Raw genomic sequence first — 20,381 nt, forward strand, 5'->3', positions numbered from 1 at the left:
GTCGGTCACGTCGATGCCGTCACTTCGTCGCGCTCAGGTCGTAGACGGTCTGGCCGCCGACGGTCGTCGCCTCGTAGTGCGCGGCGACCCACTCCTGGATCGCGCTCGCGGTCGACGAGCCGCCACCCATCCCGCCGCCGGAGCCCGAGGACACGTAGTAGCCGACGTCACCGGCCGCGACCCAGGCCTGGAACTCGGCCAGGGTCGGCGCGGGGTCGCTCGACCAGCCGCCGATGGCCATCACGGCGGTGTCGGTGTCGAGCTCGAGCTGCGCGGCCGACTGCGAGCCGTTCACCGCGGCCGACCACTTCGCGTCCGAGGCGGCGAGCAGCTTCGTCAGTGCCGACGACGTCGTCACACCGCCACCGCCCATCCCGCCGCCGCCGGTCGGGGTACCGTCCTCCGAGGTCGCGGAGCCGGAGCCGGAACTGCCCGGCATCGTCGGGACGCCGTCGCCCGTCCCCGCAGGAGCCGAGCCGGTCGGCGCTTGCCCGCCGCTGCCCGGGCCCTGCCGGGAGCCGTCCGTCCCGTCCTGCTGCGTGCCCTGCCCGCCCGGGCCGCCACCGTCCTGCGAGCCGTCCGTCTGCGTGCCGTCAGTCGACCCGCCGGGGCCTCCCGCGCCTCCCGGCTGTCCACCGCCACCTGGGAAGCCGCCCGTCCCACCGGAGCCCCTGCCCGCCGGGCCGACGCTCGGGATGGACCCGGAGTGCGCGACGGTCGTCGTGGCGAGCGCGTACGCGGTCGTGCCGGTCAGCCCGAACAGGGTGCCCGCGAGGACGCCGACGGTGACGGCCTTCCGGAGGGTGGGCACGCTGCCGACGACGATCGCCGCGGCGGACAGGAGCCCACCGACGAGCACCACCCATCGGAGCCAGGGCAGCCAGGTCGGGTCCTCGTTCAGCAGGCACCAGCTCCAGAACGCCGTCCCGCCGACCATCGCGGCGAGGCCGAGGCGACCGGTGACACGCTCGCGGGCGTGCCAGAGGAGCGCACCACCGGTGCCGACCAGGCCGGCGATCGCCGGGGCGAGCGCGACCGTGTAGTACGGGTGGATCGTGCCGGACATGAACGAGAAGACCAGACCGGTGACGATCAGCCAGCCGCCCCACAGCACCAGACCGGCGCGTGCCGGATCGGCGAGGTGCCGACGACCGACGACCACCAGGCCGAGGACGAGCGCGACGAGCGCGGCGGGCAGGAGCCAGGAGATCTCGAGGCCCATCTCGGACGAGAACAGGCGGTCCAACCCGGTCGCACCGCCGAACGACGAGCCCGCGGTGCCGCCTCCGCCCGTGCCGCCCCCGCCGCCGCCGTTGCCCGAGCCGCCGAGGATCCGGCCGAGGCCGTTGTAGCCGAACACCAGGTCGAGGACCGTGTCGTCGGTCGACCCACCGATGTACGGGCGCGCCTCCGCGGGCCAGAGCGCCACGGCGACCACCCACCATCCCGCGGACACGACGAGCGAGACCGCGGCGATGCCGAGGCCGATCGCGCGCCGGCCCCAGCTCGTGCGTGCGGCGAACAGGTACACGAGGCCGAACGCCGGCAGGACGAGCAGGCCCTGCAGCATCTTCGTCAGGAACGCGAAGCCGAGGGCGACACCGGCGAGGGCGATCCACCGCCAGCTGCCCCTCGGGAGCGCCCGGACGGTGCAGTACGCGCCCGCGGTCATGAGCAGGACGAGGAGCGCGTCCGGGTTGTCGAAGCGGAACATCAGCGCGGCGGCCGGGGTCGCGGCGACGACGAAGCCGGCGAGCAGCGCACCGACGTTCGCGGCCGTCGCACCGAGGCGGGCGAGGGTCCGCCGGACCGTGCCCCACACCAGGGCGACGGAGCCGACGGCCATGAGCGCCTGGGGGAGCAGCAGGCTGGTCGACGAGAAGCCGAACACCCGGGCGGACAGCACCATCACCCACAGCGAGGCCGGGGGCTTGTCGACGGTGATGAAGTTCGACGAGTCGAGGGAGCCGAAGAAGAACGCCTCCCAGGACTTCGTGCCGGCCTGCACGGCGGCAGCGTAGAAGCTGTTCGCGTACCCGGAGATGCTGAGGTCCCACAGGTACACGACGGCGGTGAGGACGAGGAGCGCCCAGAACGCCGGGCGGAGCCAGCGGGCGTCCTCGCGCTCGCCGGCGAACAGGCGGACGAGGGGCTGGCGTCGACGGACCCGGGCGGCGGTGCTCCCACCGGGGTGGGCGCGGCCCGGACGGTCGGTCGCGGGGGTCGGGTAGGTGGTCATGTCGACGACGATCGCCGGTCCGGGTCGGCCGATCCGATGTGTTCCCTCGGTGCTCCCTAAGAGCGCTGCACGGTGCCGGTGCCGGTGCCGGTGCCGGTGCCGGTGTCGGTAGCGGTACCGGTGCCGGAGGCGGCCTCGCGGCGGACCCGTCGGCGGGCCTGGCGGATGCTCGCGCGCTGCAGCCGCATCGACGGCCACCCAGCGGTGCGCGCGTGTGTCGCGAGCTGTTGGTCCGGGTTCACCACGACGGGGTTCCCGACGAGCGAGAGGAGCGGGATGTCGTGCCGCGAGTCCGAGTAGGCCCAGCAGATCGCGGGGTCGGCACCGGTCCTCGCCAGGAGCGCCCGGGCGGCGACGGCCTTCTGTTCGCCGTGCAGGAACGCCCCGTCGAGGCGGCCCGTGTACACGCCGTCCTGCACCTCGAACACGCTGCCCAGGGCACCGGTCAGGCCGAGGCTCCGCGCGATCACGTCGGCGAGGAACGTCGGCGTCGCGGTGACGAGCCAGACCTGGTGGCCCTTCGCGAGGTGCTCCCGCGCGAGCGCGGCGGTCTCCGGCCAGACGCTCGGTTCCGTGTGGCGCTCCCACACGTCGTCGGCCAACCGGGCCATGTCGGTGACGGTGATGCCGGTGATGACCTCGAGCCCGCGGGTCTGCGCCGCGGCGAGGTGCCGGTCGTCCTCCCCGCGCACCTTGAACCGCGCGTGCTTCCACCCGGCGCTGACGATGTCGCGCAAGGTGATCAGTCCGGCGGCCCGGAGGCCACGGACCAGGTGGAAGGCGCTCGCGCCGTGCACGAGCGTGTTGTCCACGTCGAACAACGCGAGGACCGGGCCACCCGTCTGCTCCACCGCCATCGCGCCAGCGTAGGTGACACACCTGCGTCCCCGCCGCTGTGGACGCCCCGCGGCGTCAGGCGTACCGGCGGGCGGCGCGCAACGCGTGGTCGGTGTACGAGCCGCCGAACAGGAACACGTGCAGCAGCAGCGGTGCGAGCTGGTGGAGCTCGACGCGCTCCTGCCAGCCGTCCGCCAAGCGGGACTCGGCGTCGTACCCGGCGAGCACCGTCTCGAGCCGGGGGAGTCCGAACAGCGCCAGCAGTGCCAGGTCGGTCTCCGCGTGCCCGCCGTGCGGCGTTGCGTCGATGAGCACCGCACCGGTCGGTTCCGAGGAGCCCGTGGGCCACAGGACGTTCCCCGCCCAGAGGTCGCCGTGGATGCGCGCCGGAGCGTCGCCGACGAGCCGGGGCTGCGGGGAGCCGAGCGTGCCGTCCTCGAGCCGGTCGGCCACGCGGTCGAACACCGCGGCCTCGGCAGCGTCGAAGCCACCGCGGTCGACGATGCGCTGCACGAAGTCCCGGATGCGGTACTCGGCGAAGAACGCGCCCCAGGTGGCCGGTGCGTCGGCGGCACTCGTGAACGGCGTCCGCGACCGGCCCATCCGCAGGCCGCCGCGGGTCGGGAACCCGGGCGAGGGTGCACCCCAGTGGTCGGCACCGGCGGCGTGGGTGCGCGCGAGCGAGCGACCGAAGCGCTCGGCCTGCGCCCGCGTCGGGCTGCCGTCCCGGATCTGCTCGAGGTGGAGCACGGTCGGCTCCGGGTGGTCGAGCACGCGGGCGATCCGGGTGCCGCCCGTCTCCTCGGCCTCGGCGAGCCAGGCCAGTCCGGCGGCCTCGGCGGTCGCCTCGTCGGGGTCGCGGAACGTCTTCACGTGGATCTCGGGCACCGGTCCATCCTGCCGAGGGTGCTCGACGAGTGTTCAGGCTCCGCGACGGGCGGCGTGCACGACCAGGGCGAGCTGCACCCGGTTCTCGACGCCGAACTTCTCGTACACGTGCCCCACGTGGGTCTTCACGGTCGCCAGGCTCACGAACAGGTCCGCGGCGATCTGTGCGTTCGAGGCTCCGGCGGCCACGGCGAGGGCGACCTCGGTCTCGCGGTCGGTCAGGCTCGCCAGGAGCGCGCGCTCGGCGGCCCCGTCGGCCGTGGCGGTCGCGACGGCGGCCGTCCCACGTCCCGTCCCGGTCGGGGCGCTCGCCGCGACGGCGATGACGCGGTCGAGCACCGACGGCGACAGGATCGACCGCCCGGCGGCGACCGTCCGGACCGCGTGGACGAGGTCGTGCGGCGGGGTGTCCTTGAGCAGGAAGCCCCGGGCGCCCCGCTGCAGCGCTCCGAGCACGAGGTCGTCGTCCTGGAAGGTGGTCAGGACGAGCACGGCCAGCTCCGGCTGCTTCCGGAGCTCCCGTTCGGTGGCGACGAGGCCGTCGCAGCGGGGCATCCGGATGTCCATGAGCACGACGTCGGGTGCTGCGGAGGCGATCACGCCCTCGGCCTCGAGTCCGTCGCCGGCCTCGCCGACGACCTCGATGCCGTCGTCGCCGCTCAGGAGCAGTCGGAGCCCGGCCCGGACGAGGTGGTCGTCGTCGACGAGGACGACCCGGATCGGTGCGCTCACACCGTCCACGGGAGCACCGCCTCGACCACGTGGGTGCCGTCGTCGTCGCGACCGGCCGTGAAGGTCCCACCGACGAGCCGGGCCCGTTCCGCCAGGCCCCGCAGGCCGTGACCGCCGGGAGCGCCGTCGCCGGTGCTCGCGGCTCCCACCGTCGGGTTGCCCACCCGCACGCGCAGCGCCGGACCGTGGCGCACGTCGACCGTGACGGTGACGGGCTGCCCCGGAGCGTGTCGGCGGGCGTTCGTCAGCGCCTCCTGCACCACCCGGTAGGCGTGCCGCCCGACGGTGTCCGGCGCGGCGGTGACGGCCTCGTCGACGGTCGCCGACACCACGGCGCCCGAGGACCGCGCCTCGTCGAGCAGCACGGGGAGGTCGCGCAGGGTCGGCTGCGGGGGAGCGGCTCCGGCGAGCGCGGCGGTGTCCCCGGGTTCCCGCAGCACGCCGAGCACGTCGCGGAGCTCGGTGAGTGCGGAGTGCGCCTCGGCCCGGACGACCCCGGCGGCCTCGACCGTCTCGTCGGGCGACAGCGACCGGCCGCGGTACTCGAGCGCCCCGGCGTGCAGGGCGACGAGCGACAGCCGGTGTCCCAGCACGTCGTGCATCTCGCGGGCCAGGTGCGCCCGCTCCTGCTCCCGGGCGCGGTCCTCGCGGAGCTGCTGGTCGCGCTCGAGCAGGGCGGCCCGTTCGCGCAACCCGTCGAGCAGGGCCCGCCGCTGCCCGATCGCGATGCCGATCGCGACGAGCAGGGCGGTGAGCACGACGGCCGCGACGAGCACCTGCCACAGGGGCGTGGCGTCCTCGATCGGGTACAGCCCCTCACCGAACATCGAGGCGGCCACGAACGCCGCACTCCCGATCGCGATCTCGGCCGGGCGCCGCCGGGTGACGAGCGAGACCAGCGCGAGGACGGCCGCACCGACCGCGAAGGTGGACACGGTGCTGCCGGCGATGACGAGCACGCCGACGAGCAGTGGCGCCCGGTGCCGGAAGGGGACCAGGACGAGCGCGGTGAGCCCGACGGCGAGGTCGACGAGCAACGCCGCACCGAGCCGGGCCTCGCTCCACCGTGTGGTGTCGAGGGTCGACCAGATCGCGCTGAACGCGGTGAGCCCGACGAGTGCCGCGAGCACGAGTCGCCACGACTGCGCCCACACGCGTCGGCCGAGGGGCACGGGACGGAGCACGGTCGAGGTCACGGCTCCGAGCCTAGGAACCCCGGCACCCGCGCCGGATCGGCCGAAGGTCGGACAAACGGCGGCGGCCGGGGTCACACCGCCTCGACGAGGGCCCGGGCCAACGGGTGCCACGGCCGCGAGCCGGGTCCGCTGAGCACGAGTGTCCGCACGTACCGCGGCTCCACGGGCAGCATCACCAGGTCGTCCGGCAGCATCACCCGTCCGAGCGTCGGGACGATCGACACCCCCTCGCCCCGCTGGATCATCCCGAACATCGTGCTCATCTCCCGCACGCGGTGTGCCCAGCGGAACGGTTGCCCGGCGAGCTCGTGCATCCGTTGGATCTGGTGCTCGCAGCCTCCGCCGCCGGCGACCAGCCCGTCCTCGTGCAGGTCGTCGAGCGTCAGCGCAGTACTCGACGCGAGCGGGTGGTCGCGCCGGACGACCGCGCCCATCTCGTCCCGCGCGACGACCACGCCCCCGTGGGGTGCCGGCACCGGGTCGACGAGCACGGCGGCGTCCACGGTGCCGCCCTCGAGCCACTCGGCCATCTCGTCGTCGTCACCCTCGTAGACCTGCACGTCGACGTCCGGCAGCGTCACTGCCCACAGCTCGCGGAGCCGCGGTAGCAGGCCCTGGCAGACGGTCGGGACGGCGGCGAGGCGCACGGTGCCGCGGATCGTGGCGGGCCGCACCACGGCCTCCAGGGCGTCGACCGAGGCGAGCACGCTGCGGGCGTGGGCCAGCATGCGGTCGCCGAGCGGGGTGGCGACCGCGGCGCCGCCGCGCCGGACCACGGGCCCGCCGACCTCGCGTTCGAGCCCTGCGACGGCGTGCGAGACGGCGGACTGACCGACGCCGAGGGTGGTGGCCGCACCCGTGAAGGAGCCGGCGTCCACGGTGGCGACGAAGGCGCGGAGCTGCGGGATCGAGAGGGTCATGCGTGTCCTTCATGCAGTCATGCAGGTCAGTCGTTCGACACATGTGCCGGACGTGGCCGATGCTAGCGCTCGTGAACGCCCTCCTCTACGTCCTGGTCGCCCTCACCTGGGGTTCGAGCTTCTTCTTCGCGAAGATCGGGCTCGAGGGCCTCGCACCGCAGCAGGTCGCGACCGTCCGCACCGTGCTCGGGGCGGTCACGCTCGTCGTCGTGCTGCTCGTCACCCGACGGCGGTGGCCGCGCGAGCCGCGCGTCTGGGGGCACCTGCTCGTCGTCGCGGTGTTCCTGAACGCGGTGCCCTCGTCGCTCATGGCGTGGGCCGAGCAGACGGTGCCGTCGGGTCTGGCGAGCATCTACAACGCGACGACACCGATCATGACGCTGCTGGCGCTCGCCGTGCTGGTGCCCTCCGAGCGGCTGGGTCGGCGACAGCTCGGCGGGATCGCCCTCGGGGTCCTGGGGGTGCTGGTGCTCGTCGGACCGTGGGACCTGATCGGCGACCCGGCCGTGCTCGCCACCGTGCCGGGGCAGCTGGCCCTGCTCGGCATGACCGCCTCGTACGGCATCGGTCTGGCGTGGCTCCGCCGCTTCGGCGTCGGCGGCGGGCAGGACCCGACCACCGTCGCGACCGTGCAGCTCACGCTGGCGGCGCTGCTCATGCTGCTGGTCGCGCCCGTCATCGCGACCGGTCCGGTGCAGCTGGACTGGAGGATCGTGGCCGCGATGGTCGGGCTCGGCGCGGTGGGCACGGGGCTGGCGTACGCGTGGAACACGCGGTTGGTCGGGGCGTGGGGCGCCGGGCGGGCCTCGACGGTGACGTACCTGACGCCGGTCGTCGGGGTGGGACTCGGGGTCCTCGTGCTCGGCGAGCCGCTGCGGTGGAACGAGCCCGTGGGTGGGCTCGTCGTGCTGCTCGGGATCGCGCTGGCGTCCGGGGTCCTGGGCGGCCGGCGGCGGAGCGCCCCGCGGGCTGCAGCCGCCGCTTGACGTCGCTCGGGCGGGGGCGTGGGCGGGGCGCTGCCCGTTCCTTCCCAGAGCGGCTGCGATGGAAGGTGGAACCGGGCGTACCTGGTGGGAACGAACGACCAGGTACGCCCGGATCGACCAGGTACGCCCGGAACGGCCGGGCGCACCAGGACCGGCGAGGAACCACCCGGTACGCCCGGGAGGACTCGGCGCGCTCACCCGCGGCAGTACGCTCGCCCCGTGCTGACGATCGAGACCGTGCTCCCCGGTGCGCCCGCTGCCGTGCGCATCCTCCGCCGGTACACCTCCGAGGTCGCCTCGCGGTGGTACGGCCGGCCCGCGACGGAGGACGAGGTCGACCAGGCACTCCACGACGAGCCCTCCGACGACCTCACGGGCACGACCGGTGTGCTCCTCGTCGCCCTCGACGACGGGGGACCGGTCGCGTGTGCCGGCGCGCGCTTCCGCGGGGACGTCGCCGAACTGACCAAGGTGTTCACCGTGGGCGAGGCCCGCGGGCGGGGCATCGGGAGACGCATGGTCCGCGCCGCCGAGCGGGCGTGCGCGGAGCGGGGCGTCGGCACGGTCCAGCTCGACACCCGCGGGGAGCTCTCCGAGGCCTGTGCGTTGTACGAGCGGCTCGGCTACCGGCGGGTCGAGCCGTTCAACGACGAGCCGTACTCCGACCGCTGGTACCGGAGGTCCCTCGCCGGAACGTCCGCCTGAACCTCGGGCGGGTCAGAAGGCGGCGAGGGCGTTCTCGAGCATCCGGTGCCCCTGTCGTTCGGAGCGCTCGTCGTGCACCGTGAAGGCCCACACGGCCGTCCCGACCGCCTCACGCAGCTGGAGCCAGCGCCAGTCGTCGGTGTCACGAGGATCGGACCCGTAGCCCGCGAAGAACGCGTGCTCGAGCTCGGGGGAGTCCTCCCAGTGCAGGACCGCCAGGCGGGTGAGGTCCGCTGCGGCCGGGCGGAACCCGAAGCGACCGAAGTCGATCGCACGCAGTCGGCCGTCCTGCACGATCCAGTTCCGGGGGTGCCAGTCGCCGTGCGTCGGCACCAGGGTCGCGGCGCGCGGGGTCGACGACCGGAGCAGCGTCCGCGCGCGGTCCTCGAGCTGCGGATCGACGCGGTGCGGGGCGTCGAGGGAGCGGAGTGCCTTCGCGGTCTCGGCCGTCAGGTACTCCGCATCGGTGCGGGCCGCCTGGTCGTGGAGCCGGCGGAGGATCGTGCCTGCCTGTCGGTGCACGGTCGCAGCGGTCTCGTCGGGGGTCCCGAGCGCGAGGTGCCCGGGGACCCGCTCCAGCACGAGCACACGGCTCTCGGCGTCCGCGGCGACCAGACGGCCCGTGTCGTCACCACGGAGGAGCGCCCCGGTCCACTGCCGGTGCGCCGTCAGCTCCCGCGGGAAGTGCGTGTTCTCCGGTCCGGACGCCTTCACGGTGTGCTCCCCGGCACCGTTCCGGACGTGGAGCACCCGGGTGTCGAGGAGGCCCCACGACTCGTCCGCCACCATCGACGCCCCGGGGAGCACCTGCGCGACGAACGCCGCCTGCGCCGGGCTCAGCCCGCTGTCGTCCCACCCCACGGCGCCATCCTGGCACGTGCGCGACGAGTGGTCATCCGGTAGTCGCGCACCGTCCTTGTCGCCCTCGGACACGGGCGGTACAGTCCGGATCACCCGTCGACGGAGACGGCCCCTCGACGGGACGAGGAGCGCACTGCAGTGCTGCGCGCTCCCCGCACGTGCCGCCGCCGACCGATCGAGGAGGATCACATGGCGAGCAACCACGCAGTCGCGTACAAGGGACCCGGGAAGGTCGAGGTCATCGACACCGACTACCCGACGTTCGAGCTCAAGGACGGACCCGGGGTGAACCCGGCGAACGTCGGACGCAAGGTGAACCACGGCGCGATCCTGCGCACCGTGGCGACGAACATCTGCGGCAGCGACCAGCACATGGTCCGCGGCCGCACGACCGCTCCGACGGACCTCGTGCTCGGGCACGAGATCACCGGTGAGGTCGTCGAGGTCGGTCCGGACGTCGAGTTCATCAAGGTGGGGGACATCGTCTCCGTGCCGTTCAACATCGCCTGCGGGCGGTGCCGGAACTGCAAGGAGCGGAAGACCGGCATCTGCCTCAACGTGAACCCGGACCGCCCGGGCAGCGCCTACGGCTACGTCGACATGGGCGGCTGGGTCGGCGGCCAGGCCGAGTACGTGCTCGTGCCCTACGCCGACTGGAACCTGCTGAAGTTCCCGGACCGCGACCAGGCCCTCGAGAAGGTCCTCGACCTCGCGATGCTCTCCGACATCTTCCCGACCGGCTTCCACGGTGCGGTGACCGCCGGGGTCGAGGTCGGCTCGACGGTCTACGTCGCCGGCGCCGGGCCGGTGGGTCTCGCCGCCGCGACGGGCGCGTTCCTGCTCGGTGCGAGCGTCGTCATCGTCGGGGACATGAACGCCGACCGGCTGGCGCAGGCGCGCAGCTTCGGGTGCGAGACGGTCGACCTGACGAAGGGCGACCCGGCCGACCAGATCGACCAGATCCTCGGTGAACCCCTCGTGGACTGCGGCATCGACGCCGTGGGCTTCGAGGCGAAGGGGCACGGCTCCGGTGCCGGACACGAGGCCCCGGCCACCGTGCTCAACTCCCTGATGGACGTCACGGCCGCCGGCGGCGCACTCGGCATCCCCGGGCTCTACGTCACGGGTGACCCGGGCGGCGTCGACGAGGCCGCGAAGAAGGGCGCCCTGTCGCTCAGCCTCGGCACCGGGTGGGCCAAGTCGCTGTCCTTCACCACGGGGCAGTGCCCGGTGATGAAGTACAACCGGCAGCTGATGATGGCGATCCTGCACGACCGCACGAGCATCGCGAAGAACGTCAACGCGAAGCCGATCGGACTCGACGAGGCCCCTCGCGGGTACGAGGAGTTCGACAAGGGTGCCGCGACGAAGTACGTGCTGAACCCGAACGGCCTGATCCCGGCGGCCTGACCGCCGCACGGTCCGCGTCGCATCGACACCCGGTGCGGCGCGGGCCGTGGGCGTCGTCGCACTCGCGCAGCCACCGGTCCGTACGCTCGCCGGTGTGAGCGACACCCGCCGGCCCTCGACCGTCCGCCTGCTGTTCGCGTCGTCACACCCCGGACCGACGGTCACGGTGACGGTCCTCGCCGCGGTGATCGCCGCGGCCGTCGGGCACCCGTGGTGGCTCGTCGTGCTCGTGGCGCTCGCCGTCGTGGCCGGGCAGCTGTCGATCGGCCTCGCCAACGACTGGATCGACGCCGACCGCGACCGGGCCGTCGGCCGCAGTGACAAGCCCGTCGCCCGCGGACTGATCCCCGTCGGGACCGTCCGGACCGCGGCCGTCACGACCGCGGGTGTCGCCGTGCTCCTGTCGCTCGCCCTGGGCCCGGTCGCCGCGGTGGCCCACGTCGTCCTCGTCGTGGCCGGCTGGGCCTACGACGCCGGACTGAAGCGGACGGTCTGGTCCGTCGTGCCGTTCGTGGTGGCGTTCGGGCTGCTGCCGGTCGTGTCCGTCGCTGCCGGGGGCGACGGTTCGTGGCCGGCGTGGTGGGCGATCGCCACCGGAGCGGTCTTCGGTGTCGCGATCCACTGCACCAACGTGCTGCCGGACCTGCTCGACGACGAGGCGACCGGCGTCCGTGGGTTCCCCCACCGGCTGGGGCTCCGGGGCGCGGGGACGCTGGCGTTCGGGTCGCTCGTCGTCGCGGCGGCGCTGGTGCTCGGCGGCCAGGTCGCCGGCGGAGGCGTCGGCACGGCCGGGACGGTCCTGGCGGTCGTCGGAGCCCTCGTGGTCGTCGTGCTCGCGGTGGTCGGGATCCGCCTCGTGTTCGCCGGTCGTCCGACGCGGGCACTGTTCCGCCTGGTCATCGCGTCCTCGCTCGTGCTCGTCGTCGAGCTCGGCGTCGCCGGCGCCCGACTGATCGCCTGACGGCACGGGCACTGGCACTGGCACCGGCACTGGCACCGGCACAGGCACTGGCACTGGCACCGGCACCGGCACCGGCACTGGCACCGGAAACGGCATCGGCACCGGCTGACTCAGGCCCACCGCATCGCGTAGACCCCGGCGAGCCCGTCGGCGCTCGGCAGCGCGAGCACGGTGCGGAGCAGCGCCTCCCGCCCCACCGACCCGAGCACACCCGTGGGACGCCCGAGCGCCATGTTCAGTTCCGCCTGCCGAGCAGCCCGCCGCGCCGCGGCCTGCCGCCCGACGGCGTACCCGTTCGCGGACTCCTGCCACGGCCCGTCCGTGCCTGAACGGACGGCCTCGGCGAGCAGTGGCGCGAGCGCGGCGGCGTCGAGCCAGCCGAGGTTCATGCCCTGGCCGCCGATCGGACTGATCTCGTGCGCGGCGTCCCCGACGAGCACCACCCGTCCGACACCGACGTGCGACGCCTCCCGCCGCCGCACCCGGAAGCCGCTCGTCATCGTGCACGTCGCCGGGTCGGGCCGGGCACCGGTGCGTCCCGCGACGATCGCGGCGAGGCGGGCGGCGGCGTCCGGGTCCGGTTCGCCACCGGCCGGTGCGGTGCGGTCGTCCGGCACGAGGGCGACGTACCGCCGCCTGCCACCCGGCAGCGGGAACGACTCGACGACCCCCTCCGGTCCGACGTCGACCAGTGCTGACGACCGGGCCTGCTCGGGTTCGGGGTCGGCGAAGTCGCCCATCACGTACCGGTCGCGGTAGTCGCGGCCCGAGGTCGCGATGCCGACCAGGTCCCGCACCGCGCTCCGGGCGCCGTCCGCGCCGACGACGAAGGCCGCCTCGACGACGACCGGGGCACCGTCGGGTCCGACACCGTGCGCCACGACGTCCCCGACGCGGCGGGACAGGGCGGTCACCGTCGTGCCCGTCCGCAGCGTCCCGGACGCGAGCCGGTCGCGCAGCAGCGCCTCGGTGCGGTGCTGGTCGAGCGTCGCGACGTACGGGTGCGTCGCGGAGGCACGGTCGAACGACAGCGTCCCGAGTTCCCGTCCGCGACTCCGGGCCACGCCCGTGCGGACGAGCACCGCCTCGGCGAGCACCGCGGTGTCCAGGCCGATCGCGGCGAAGGCGTCGAGCGACGGCGGGTGGATCCCGATCGCGCGCGAGCCCGTCGGCTCGGTGTCGCGCCGCTCCCAGACGGCGACCGTGACGCCCGCCCGCTCGAGGAGCGCAGCGGTGAACAGGCCGACGGGCCCGCCCCCGACGACGAGCACGTCGACGCGTTCCGTGGTCACGGAGGCGAGCCTACGGACCGGTCGCGGCGACCCACCCAGGCGTCGTCGGACGGGAGGCGCGTGGCGGGCGCGCCACGGGCCTCCCGTCCGACGGTGCGTCACGTCGGCGGACGCTCGCCGACGTCGTCAGGTGGTGACGCGTGCGCGTTCGGCGCGGTCCTCGGCGGCGAGCCGACGGGCCTCGCGGAAGCGCTTCTGTGCCTTCTCGACGGGGACCTCGACGGCGTACGCGGCGCCGACCGCCACGACGACGGCGCCCGCGATCATGAGCACCTTGCCCCACGGCCCGACGGCGAAGGGGTCGAGGAGCGCGATGACGAGCGGGTGCCAGAGGTACGCGGCGTACGACACGCGCCGACCGAACCACGAGACCGGCGACCAGGCGAGTGCGGCCGACAGCGGCGACCGCACCGACACGAGCCCGCCGATGAGCACCGCGGAGACGACGCCCGTGAGCGGCAGCACGACGCTGAAGGTCCAGGCGTGCTGCGCCCAGTCGTCGCCGATCCACAGCATGGTCCCGGCGAGCAGGACGATCCCGGCCCAGGTCGCGACGTGCCCGGCGACCCCGGCGGCCCACGTGCGGATGCGCTCGTCGTCGAGCAGCAGCGCGAGCAGGCAGCCGGTCGCCAGCGGGACGACCCCGAGCACGGGGGAGAAGTAGACGTCGGGCGTCGCGCCGCTGTTCGGCTTCGCGTACACCAGGCCGGCGACGACCGAGCACGTCACGATCACCGCGCCGAGCCCGAGGACGAGCCAGCGTCGACGGGAGCGGACCAGGAAGAGGAGCACCAGGACGGGCGGCCACACCAGGTAGAACTGCTCCTCCATCGACAGCGACCACGTGTGCGCGAAGACGCCCTGCGTGGTGTCCCAGAAGGATCGGAAGAGGTTGCCGGTGTAGGTCAGTGCGATGAACGCGGCCTCGCCGGGGCTGAACGAGGCGCCCTTGTAGTCACCGACCCAGTTCCACAGGAGCAGCCCGACCACGACGAGAGCGACGAGGGCCGGGTAGAGCCGGAGCAGACGCTTCAGCCAGAAGGTCCCGAGACGGATGCGTCCGGTCTTCCGGTGCTCGCCGAGCAGCAGCGTCGTGATGAGGAACCCGGACAGGGCGAAGAACACGGTGACGCCGATGAAGCCGCCCTCGAACTGCGGCACGTGCAGGTGGTACAGGATCACCATGGCGATGGCGATCGTCCGGAGCCCGTCGAGGGCCGGAGCGCGGCGGGTCAGCGGCGGTGGCGGCGTCGGCCGGGCAGCACGGATCCCACGGCCGACCGGTGTGCTGCGGTCGACCGCGTGGGCGTGCTCGGGGGCGAGGGTGTTCGTCGCCACGGTTCCTCCCTGTGAGGATCGTTCGAACGGATGACGACGAGCTTGCCCTGTCCGGGTAAGAGCACGCTCAAGATCCGGGGTGCAGGATCCGGGTCAGTGCGTCCAGCCGCTCGTGCACGATCGTCGCGAAGTCGCGGTCCTCGCCGTCCGCGATCCACTGCGTGAAGGACAGGTGGAACACCGTGACCGCCGTCTCTGCGGCGATCGTGGCCGCCGGCTCGTCGATCCCGTGTGCGCGCAGTGCGCCGCCCAGGTGGACCTTCAGGGTCGCGAGCTTGCCGAGCTCCCGCTCGCCCAGTGCGGGGACGGCGTCGATGACCTGCTGTCGGGCCCTGGACCACGCGCGACGGTCGTCGGGGAAGAACGCGGCCGCGGAGTCGAGCGCGCGACCGACCAGGGCGAGGGCGGGTGTCCCCCCGGGGGCCTGGGCGATCGGGTCGGTGAACATGCCGGTGAAGTCGTCCTGCCCGGCGAACAGCACCTCGCGCTTGTCGGCGAAGTGCCGGTAGAAGGTGCGCTCGGTGACCTCGGCCGCCGCGGCGATCTCGGCGACGGTCGTCTCGTCGTAGCCGTGCTCGGCGAAGCGCTGCAGTGCGGTCGCCTGCAGTCGTTCCCGGGTGCCCGATCGCCATCGTGCCATGGGACGATCCTACTGATGACAGTCGCTGACATCGAGTGCTACGGTGATGTCAGTCCGTGATATCAAGCCGCGGACACCCCACGAAGGGACCACTCATGCACGTGTTCGTCACCGGGGCCTCCGGATGGATCGGCTCCCACACCGTCGACGACCTGCTCGCCGCCGGGCACGACGTCACCGGCCTCGCGCGCTCCGACGCGGCGGCCGCGGCGCTCGAGACGAAGGGCGTCACGGTCCTGCGCGGCGACCTCGACGACCTCGGGGCGCTCGCCCGGGGTGCGGCCGGTGCCGAGGGGGTCCTGCACCTCGCGAACAAGCACGACTGGTCCGACCAGGCTGCGACGAACGCCACCGAGCGCGCCGCCGTCGAGACCCTCGCGAACGCCCTCGTCGGCACGGACCGCCCGTTCGTGGTGGCATCCGGGGTCGCCGCCCTGGCTCCGGGTCGTCCCGCCGAGGAGCGGGACCCGTCTCCCTTCACGGGCGTGGACAGCCCCCGCGGTGGCAGCGAGAACCGGGCGCTCGACTTCGTCGACCAGGGGGTCCGCGCGATCGCTGCGCGGTTCAGCCCGACCACGCACGGCGTCGGCGACCACGGCTTCGTCGCGTACCTGGCCGGGGTCGCGCTCGAGCGCGGGGTGTCCGGCCACGTCGGTGACGGCAGCAACCGCTGGGCGGCCGTGCACGTGGACGACGCCGCCCGCATGGTGCGACTCGGTCTCGAGCAGGCCCCCGCGGGCGCACGGTTGCACGCCGTCGCCGAGGAGGGGATCCCCACGCGGGAGATCGCCGCAGCGATCGGCGACGCGCTCGGGCTGCCGGTCACGAGCATCGACCCGTCGGACGCGTCGGCGCACTTCGGGTTCATCGGCGGGTTCTTCAGCGCGGAGATGTCGGCGTCGTCGACCGCGACGCAGGAGTTGCTCGGGTGGGAGCCCGTCGGGCCGTCCCTGCTCGAGGACATCGCCGCAGGGGCGTACGCACACGCCGCCGCTCGCTGACGGCCGCGCCCGCCGCGCTCGTCACCACGGTGGCGAGACTCGGCACAGCGGACAGTTTCGCGACGCAACCGCCGCGAAACTGTCCGCGGGGCCGAGTCTCGGCGCCGGCGGGCCGGCCCGGCCCGGCCCGGCCCGCGGCGGCGCTACTCGGCCTTCTGCATCTGCCAGGGCTCGGGCTCGCGGTCGCCGTTCGGGCGCACCGGCCGGACGTCCCCGACGATCGGGATCGAGCGCTTCCGCATGAACCACAGGTAGCGGACGAAGAAGTGCGAGAGCGTCGACAGCCGGTTGCCGTTGCCGAGCAGCGAGGCGATGTGCACCGCGACCCACGCCAGCCACGCCACGGGGCCGACCATCGTGATGCCGCCGCGCAGCTGCGCCACCGCGGCGTTCGTCCCGATGGTCGCCATCGTGCCCTTGTCGAAGTACTTGAAGTGCTCGGTCGGCTTCCCGTCGAGCAGCCGCACCACCTGGCGCGCGACGTGCTTGCCGCCCTGCAGTGCGGGCTGGGCGAGCTGCGCGAGCGCGTCGTCCTGCGCCGCGATGTCACCGGCCGAGAAGATCCGCTCCACGCCCTTGACGCTGAGGTCGTCGTTCACCTGGATGCGACCGCCGTGGGTCTGCGGGAGGCCCCAGCCGGAGACCTCCTTGTGCGCCGCGACCCCGGTGGCCCAGATGACCTGCGACGCGGGGATGAACTCGCCCGAGGCGGTGACGACCCCGTCCTCCTTGACCTCGGCGACGCCCGTGTCCAGGCGGAGCACGACCCCTCGCTTCCGGAGGACCTTGGCCGCGTACCGACGGAGGCGCGGGGCGAACGGCTTGAGCAGCTCGCCGCTGCGGTGCACCAGCGTGATGGAGATGTTGCCGCGCTCGATCTCCGGGTAGGCGCCGACGAGCGCCTGGTCGCGGAGTTCCGCGAGGGCGCCGGCCATCTCCACGCCGGTCGCGCCGCCGCCGACGATCACCACGCGGATCTCGTCAGGACCCTGCTGGGCCGCGGCCTGCTCGAGGCGGGTGAACAGCTCGTCGCGGATGCGGAGTGCCTGCGAGCGGGAGTACATCGAGTAGGCGTACTCGTACGCACCGGGGGTGCCGAAGTAGCTCGTGTTGACGCCGTTCGCCAGGATCAGCCAGTCGTAGTGCAGGTGCTCGCCGTCCGACATCTCAGCGATGCGGTGCTCGGTGTCGATGCCGGTGAGCAGTCCGTGCCGGAAGTCGGCGTTCGACTGCTTCGCCCGCAGGCTCCGCAGGAAGTACGTCACGTCGCCCGCGTTCAGGCCGCCGGTGGCGACCTGGTACATGAGCGGCTGGAACATGTTGTAGACGTGGCGGTCGACGAGCGTCACCCGGACGTCCGCGTCGGCGAGTTCACGCATGGCCGCGATCCCCGCGAAGCCACCCCCGACGATGACGACGTGCGGGCGGGTGTCCTCGGACATGGTGTTCTCCAGGGTGGTGCGGTCGACGGCCACCCAGAAGGGTACGCCGGTCTCGGCACCCGTCCGTCCACCTGCCCGTCCGGCTGCCGATGGAGCGGTCCCGCGGTCCGGCCTGGAGGCACGCCCCGCCGCCGTCAGGCGTCGAACGGCGCGTAGGTGCTCAGCACGTTCCCCTTGCTGGTCACCACGCTCTGCACCAGGCGCAGGCGGGTGGGCGGGTCCGTCGGTTCGAAGAGTCGCCGCCCGGCTCCGGCGATCGCCGGGTGCACCATGAGCTGCAGCTCGTCGAGGAGTCCGGCGAACAGCAGGTGGCGCACCAGCGTGACGCTGCCGGTGACCGCGACGTCGCCGCCCTCGCCGGCCTTGAGGTCGCGGACGAAGTCGTCGACGTCGCCCTGGATCCGGTGCGCGTTCTGCCACGTCATGTCGTCACCGAGGGTGGTCGACGCGACGTGCTTCTCGATCGGGTTGATCCACCGGCCGAACGGGTCGTCCTCGTGCCGGGGCCACCACTCGGACCACTCCAGGTAGCTCTGCTTGCCGAGCAACACCGTCTCGGTCCGCTCCATCCACGCCGTCATGGCGGTCCCGAGCTCGGCGTCGAACGAGTCGTACTGGAACTCGTACGGGTCCTGCACCACACCGTCGACCGATGCGAACAGCCCCGAGGTCACCTTGCGCATGCTGCGGAGCATAGGGCCGCCGCGACCCCGCGTCGAGAGATGCGTGCCGATCAGGCTGATCCCGCGCCGGGGAGCGCCGGGTAGGTTCGCACCGTGCGCGCACGGGTGGAGTCCTTCGAGGTCGGTGGGCTGTCCGTGCGGCTCCGGAGCCTCGCGCCGGCCGGGCGGCTGCACGACACGCTCGCGCCGACGGTCGTCCTCGTGCACGGCATCGGCATGTCGCACCGCTCCTTCGACCGGACGCAGCGCCACCTCGCCCGTACCCACCGCACGATCGCGGTCGACCTGCCGGGTTTCGGCGGGCTCCCCCCGGCAGGCCGCCCGCTCGACCTGCAGGAGCTCGGCGACCTGGTGGTCGAAGCCGTCCGGTCGCGCGGCGTCGGGGACCTCGTGCTCGTCGGCCAGTCGATGGGCACCCAGGTCGTCGTCGAGGCAGCCCGTCGGCACGCCGAGACGGTGACCGCGGTCGTCCTGGTCGGGCCCGTCGTGGACCCGGCGCGGCGGACGCTGCTGCAGCAGGCGACAGACCTCGGACGCGACTGCCTCGTCGAGGACCCGCGGATGAACCTCGTCGTGCTCACCGACTACCTGCGGAGCCTGCGGCAGTACGTCCGGCAGCTCCGACCGATGCTCCGCTACCGGCTCGAGGACACCGTCCCGGAGCTCCCGCAGCCGGTGCTCGTCGTGCGCGGCGACCGCGACCCGATCGGGCGACGGGACTGGGCTGCTGCGCTCGCGGCCGCAGCGCGTCGGGGTGTCCTGGTCGAGCTCCCCGGTGGTCACCACGTGCAGGACCGGCAGCCCGTCGCGTTCGCGCGGCTCGTCGACGAGTTCCGGCGGGTGCAGACCGTCGAGGACCTCGCAGCCGGTGGCCCATCGACCGGTGGCCCGTCGACCGGTGACCCGTCGACCGGTGACACCACGACGGGGCCGGCACGGTGACGGACCGGACCACCCCGGGGACGGGAGCGGCGTCGGGGACGGCGGCCGTGCCTCCCGGCCGTGTGCCGCTGCTGCGTCGCGCCTGGTGGGCCGCCCTCGACTGGTGGTACGCCGCGCGGTGGCAGCTGCGGAGCACCGGACCGACGACCGCCGATGACTACCGGACCGGTGACGGCCAGCCGGTCGTCGTCGTGCCCGGCGTCTACGAGACCTGGCACTTCATGCGCCCGCTGATGGACGCCCTGCACGACGCCGGACACCCGGTGCACGTGCTGCCCGTCCTGCGGCACAACCTGCGTCCCGTGCCGGAGTCGGCGTGCGAGGTCCTGGCGTACCTCGGCGAGCACGACCTCCGCGGGGTGCTGGTCGTCGCGCACAGCAAGGGCGGCCTGATCGGCAAGTACGCGATGACCCTGCCCGAGGGGGAGCGCATCGACCGGATGGTGGCGGTGTCGACGCCGTTCGGCGGGTCCGTGTACGCGCGACTGGCGCCCGTGCCGCACCTGCGGGCCTTCCGTGCGGCGGACCCGGTGCTCGCAGCGCTCGGACGCGACCTCGCCGTGAACGCCCGGATCACGTCCGTCTACGGGGTCTTCGACACGCTCATCCCGGGAGGCAGCGAGCTCGCCGGGGCCACGAACGTGCGGGTGCCCGTCGGCGGGCACTTCCGGATCCTCGGCGCGCAGCAGACCCGCGAGGTCGTGCTCGACGCGGCCGCGGGCCCGGGCTCAGCGGGCTGAGCCGCGAGCGGTTCCTGCGGCGGCCGTGCGCGAGACTCGCGCTGACGGGCACTTTCGTCCCCGGGGCCCGCGAGTCTCGTCCGCCTGGCCGAGTCTCGGGGCCGTGCCGCGCCGCTGCCGCCGCGGTCAGGCGCCGGGCAGGAACAGGCAGAAGGGGTGCCCGTCGGGGTCGAGGAGCACCCGCACGTCGTCCTGGGGCTGGAAGTCCGCCTCGGTCGCACCGAGCTCGAGCGCGCGGGCGGTCCCGGCGTGGAGGTCCTCCACCTGCAGGTCGAGGTGCAGCTGCATGCCCTGCGTCCCCGTGACCGGGGGCCAGGTCGGTGCCTCGTAGGCGTCGTCGTACTGCACCGAGAGCCCGACCCCGCCGTCGGCCGGGCGCACCCGGAGCCAGGTCGGACCGTCCTCGTGCACGGTCCACCCGGTCAGCGCACCCCAGAACCGCGCGAGGCGCACCGGGTCGGGGGACTGCAGGACGGTCGCGGTCAGCACGGGCATCGCGGGGTCGTCGGCACTCATGCGGCGCACGGTACCCGGGTCTGTCGACAGGACGGTCCAGCACCGCGACGGG

20 protein-coding genes are annotated in these 20,381 nt (G+C 73.6%); 7 read left to right on the forward strand and 13 right to left on the reverse strand.

The features are described 5' to 3' along the window. Positions 1-19: 19 nt before the first annotated feature. The 6 genes from J2X59_RS12390 to J2X59_RS12415 all read right to left on the reverse strand — a co-directional run bounded on the left by J2X59_RS12390 (position 20) and on the right by J2X59_RS12415 (position 6,812). Positions 20-2,239, reverse strand: coding sequence for an ArnT family glycosyltransferase (locus J2X59_RS12390; RefSeq protein ID WP_326496878.1), 2,220 nt, complete (start codon positions 2,237-2,239; stop codon positions 20-22). Positions 2,240-2,295: 56 nt separating this feature from the next. Next, positions 2,296-3,096 (reverse strand): HAD family hydrolase, encoded by an 801-nt coding sequence (locus tag J2X59_RS12395; protein WP_326496879.1) that lies wholly within the window; start codon positions 3,094-3,096, stop codon positions 2,296-2,298. A 55-nt stretch (positions 3,097-3,151) separates the two neighbouring features. Next, the gene (locus J2X59_RS12400; protein WP_326496880.1) at positions 3,152-3,964 is read right to left on the reverse strand and encodes a fructosamine kinase family protein; all 813 of its coding nucleotides are present in this window, start codon (positions 3,962-3,964) and stop codon (positions 3,152-3,154) included. A gap of 33 nt (positions 3,965-3,997) precedes the next feature. Beyond that, complete coding sequence (locus J2X59_RS12405) at positions 3,998-4,705, reverse strand: response regulator transcription factor (RefSeq protein WP_326496881.1); 708 nt, start codon at positions 4,703-4,705, stop codon at positions 3,998-4,000. Beyond that, the gene (locus J2X59_RS12410; RefSeq protein WP_326496882.1) at positions 4,693-5,892 is read right to left on the reverse strand and encodes a sensor histidine kinase; all 1,200 of its coding nucleotides are present in this window, start codon (positions 5,890-5,892) and stop codon (positions 4,693-4,695) included. The genes J2X59_RS12405 and J2X59_RS12410 overlap by 13 nt, the downstream gene beginning before the upstream one ends. A 71-nt stretch (positions 5,893-5,963) precedes the next feature. Then, entirely contained in the window at positions 5,964-6,812 is an 849-nt protein-coding gene (locus tag J2X59_RS12415) for a LysR family transcriptional regulator (protein WP_326496883.1), read from the reverse strand. A gap of 71 nt (positions 6,813-6,883) precedes the next feature. On the opposite strand from J2X59_RS12415, the gene J2X59_RS12420 reads away from it, so the two are divergent. Together J2X59_RS12420 and J2X59_RS12425 are read left to right on the forward strand one after the other, a co-directional pair. Then, a complete protein-coding gene (locus J2X59_RS12420; RefSeq protein ID WP_326496884.1) occupies positions 6,884-7,798 on the forward strand; it encodes a DMT family transporter in 915 nt (304 codons plus the stop codon). Between the two features lie 219 nt (positions 7,799-8,017). Next, positions 8,018-8,503, forward strand: a complete 486-nt coding sequence (locus J2X59_RS12425; RefSeq protein ID WP_326496885.1) for a GNAT family N-acetyltransferase — start codon at positions 8,018-8,020, stop codon at positions 8,501-8,503. Between the two features lie 12 nt (positions 8,504-8,515). Here J2X59_RS12425 and J2X59_RS12430 read toward each other — a convergent pair whose 3' ends face one another. Next, positions 8,516-9,364, reverse strand: coding sequence for an aminoglycoside phosphotransferase family protein (locus tag J2X59_RS12430; RefSeq protein WP_326496886.1), 849 nt, complete (start codon positions 9,362-9,364; stop codon positions 8,516-8,518). A gap of 189 nt (positions 9,365-9,553) precedes the next feature. On the opposite strand from J2X59_RS12430, the gene fdhA reads away from it, so the two are divergent. Next, on the forward strand, positions 9,554-10,774 hold the full coding sequence (gene fdhA, locus J2X59_RS12435) for a formaldehyde dehydrogenase, glutathione-independent (RefSeq protein WP_251154445.1): 1,221 nt from the start codon (positions 9,554-9,556) through the stop codon (positions 10,772-10,774). A gap of 94 nt (positions 10,775-10,868) precedes the next feature. Then, on the forward strand, positions 10,869-11,735 hold the full coding sequence (locus J2X59_RS12440) for a UbiA family prenyltransferase (RefSeq protein ID WP_326496887.1): 867 nt from the start codon (positions 10,869-10,871) through the stop codon (positions 11,733-11,735). A 110-nt stretch (positions 11,736-11,845) separates the two neighbouring features. On the opposite strand, the gene J2X59_RS12445 is transcribed toward J2X59_RS12440, so the two are convergent. From J2X59_RS12445 to J2X59_RS12455, 3 genes are all read right to left on the reverse strand, one after another. Continuing rightward, a complete protein-coding gene (locus J2X59_RS12445; protein ID WP_326496888.1) occupies positions 11,846-13,027 on the reverse strand; it encodes an FAD-dependent oxidoreductase in 1,182 nt (393 codons plus the stop codon). Between the two features lie 126 nt (positions 13,028-13,153). Then, positions 13,154-14,365 (reverse strand): acyltransferase family protein, encoded by a 1,212-nt coding sequence (locus tag J2X59_RS12450; RefSeq protein ID WP_326496889.1) that lies wholly within the window; start codon positions 14,363-14,365, stop codon positions 13,154-13,156. 67 nt (positions 14,366-14,432) lie between these two features. Further along, on the reverse strand, positions 14,433-15,005 hold the full coding sequence (locus J2X59_RS12455; RefSeq protein ID WP_326496890.1) for a TetR/AcrR family transcriptional regulator: 573 nt from the start codon (positions 15,003-15,005) through the stop codon (positions 14,433-14,435). A 95-nt stretch (positions 15,006-15,100) separates the two neighbouring features. Here J2X59_RS12455 and J2X59_RS12460 point away from each other — a divergent pair, with 95 nt between their 5' ends. Next, complete coding sequence (locus tag J2X59_RS12460) at positions 15,101-16,006, forward strand: SDR family oxidoreductase (RefSeq protein ID WP_326496891.1); 906 nt, start codon at positions 15,101-15,103, stop codon at positions 16,004-16,006. 143 nt (positions 16,007-16,149) lie between these two features. Here the strand turns inward: J2X59_RS12460 and J2X59_RS12465 are convergent, their stop codons facing one another. Both J2X59_RS12465 and J2X59_RS12470 read right to left on the reverse strand, forming a co-directional pair. After that, positions 16,150-17,481: an NAD(P)/FAD-dependent oxidoreductase gene (locus J2X59_RS12465; RefSeq protein ID WP_235426368.1), complete on the reverse strand. Its 1,332-nt coding sequence runs from the start codon at positions 17,479-17,481 to the stop codon at positions 16,150-16,152. A gap of 101 nt (positions 17,482-17,582) precedes the next feature. Continuing rightward, on the reverse strand, positions 17,583-18,131 hold the full coding sequence (locus J2X59_RS12470) for a dihydrofolate reductase family protein (protein WP_326496892.1): 549 nt from the start codon (positions 18,129-18,131) through the stop codon (positions 17,583-17,585). 93 nt (positions 18,132-18,224) lie between these two features. Between J2X59_RS12470 and J2X59_RS12475 the strand changes: the two genes are divergently transcribed. Both J2X59_RS12475 and J2X59_RS12480 read left to right on the forward strand, forming a co-directional pair. Further along, complete coding sequence (locus J2X59_RS12475; protein ID WP_326496893.1) at positions 18,225-19,073, forward strand: alpha/beta fold hydrolase; 849 nt, start codon at positions 18,225-18,227, stop codon at positions 19,071-19,073. Beyond that, on the forward strand, positions 19,070-19,813 hold the full coding sequence (locus J2X59_RS12480) for an esterase/lipase family protein (protein WP_326496894.1): 744 nt from the start codon (positions 19,070-19,072) through the stop codon (positions 19,811-19,813). Before J2X59_RS12475 ends, J2X59_RS12480 begins: the two co-directional genes overlap by 4 nt. 126 nt (positions 19,814-19,939) lie before the next feature. Here J2X59_RS12480 and J2X59_RS12485 read toward each other — a convergent pair whose 3' ends face one another. Beyond that, on the reverse strand, positions 19,940-20,329 hold the full coding sequence (locus J2X59_RS12485) for a VOC family protein (RefSeq protein WP_326496895.1): 390 nt from the start codon (positions 20,327-20,329) through the stop codon (positions 19,940-19,942). Positions 20,330-20,381: the final 52 nt, after the last annotated feature.

It is taken from the genome of Curtobacterium sp. 260 (genome assembly GCF_030803485.1).
GTDB lineage: Bacteria > Actinomycetota > Actinomycetes > Actinomycetales > Microbacteriaceae > Curtobacterium.

Bases quoted from the DNA above. Each gene is read 5' to 3' on its own strand.
- J2X59_RS12390 (WP_326496878.1), bottom strand. From the start codon at position 2,239: ATGACCACCTACCCGACCCCCGCGACCGACCGTCCGGGCCGCGCCCAC.
- J2X59_RS12395 (WP_326496879.1), bottom strand. From the start codon at position 3,096: ATGGCGGTGGAGCAGACGGGTGGCCCGGTCCTCGCGTTGTTCGACGTG.
- J2X59_RS12415 (WP_326496883.1), bottom strand. From the start codon at position 6,812: ATGACCCTCTCGATCCCGCAGCTCCGCGCCTTCGTCGCCACCGTGGAC.
- fdhA (WP_251154445.1), top strand. From the start codon at position 9,554: ATGGCGAGCAACCACGCAGTCGCGTACAAGGGACCCGGGAAGGTCGAG.
- J2X59_RS12455 (WP_326496890.1), bottom strand. From the start codon at position 15,005: ATGGCACGATGGCGATCGGGCACCCGGGAACGACTGCAGGCGACCGCA.
- J2X59_RS12460 (WP_326496891.1), top strand. From the start codon at position 15,101: ATGCACGTGTTCGTCACCGGGGCCTCCGGATGGATCGGCTCCCACACC.
- J2X59_RS12470 (WP_326496892.1), bottom strand. From the start codon at position 18,131: ATGCGCAAGGTGACCTCGGGGCTGTTCGCATCGGTCGACGGTGTGGTG.
- J2X59_RS12485 (WP_326496895.1), bottom strand. From the start codon at position 20,329: ATGAGTGCCGACGACCCCGCGATGCCCGTGCTGACCGCGACCGTCCTG.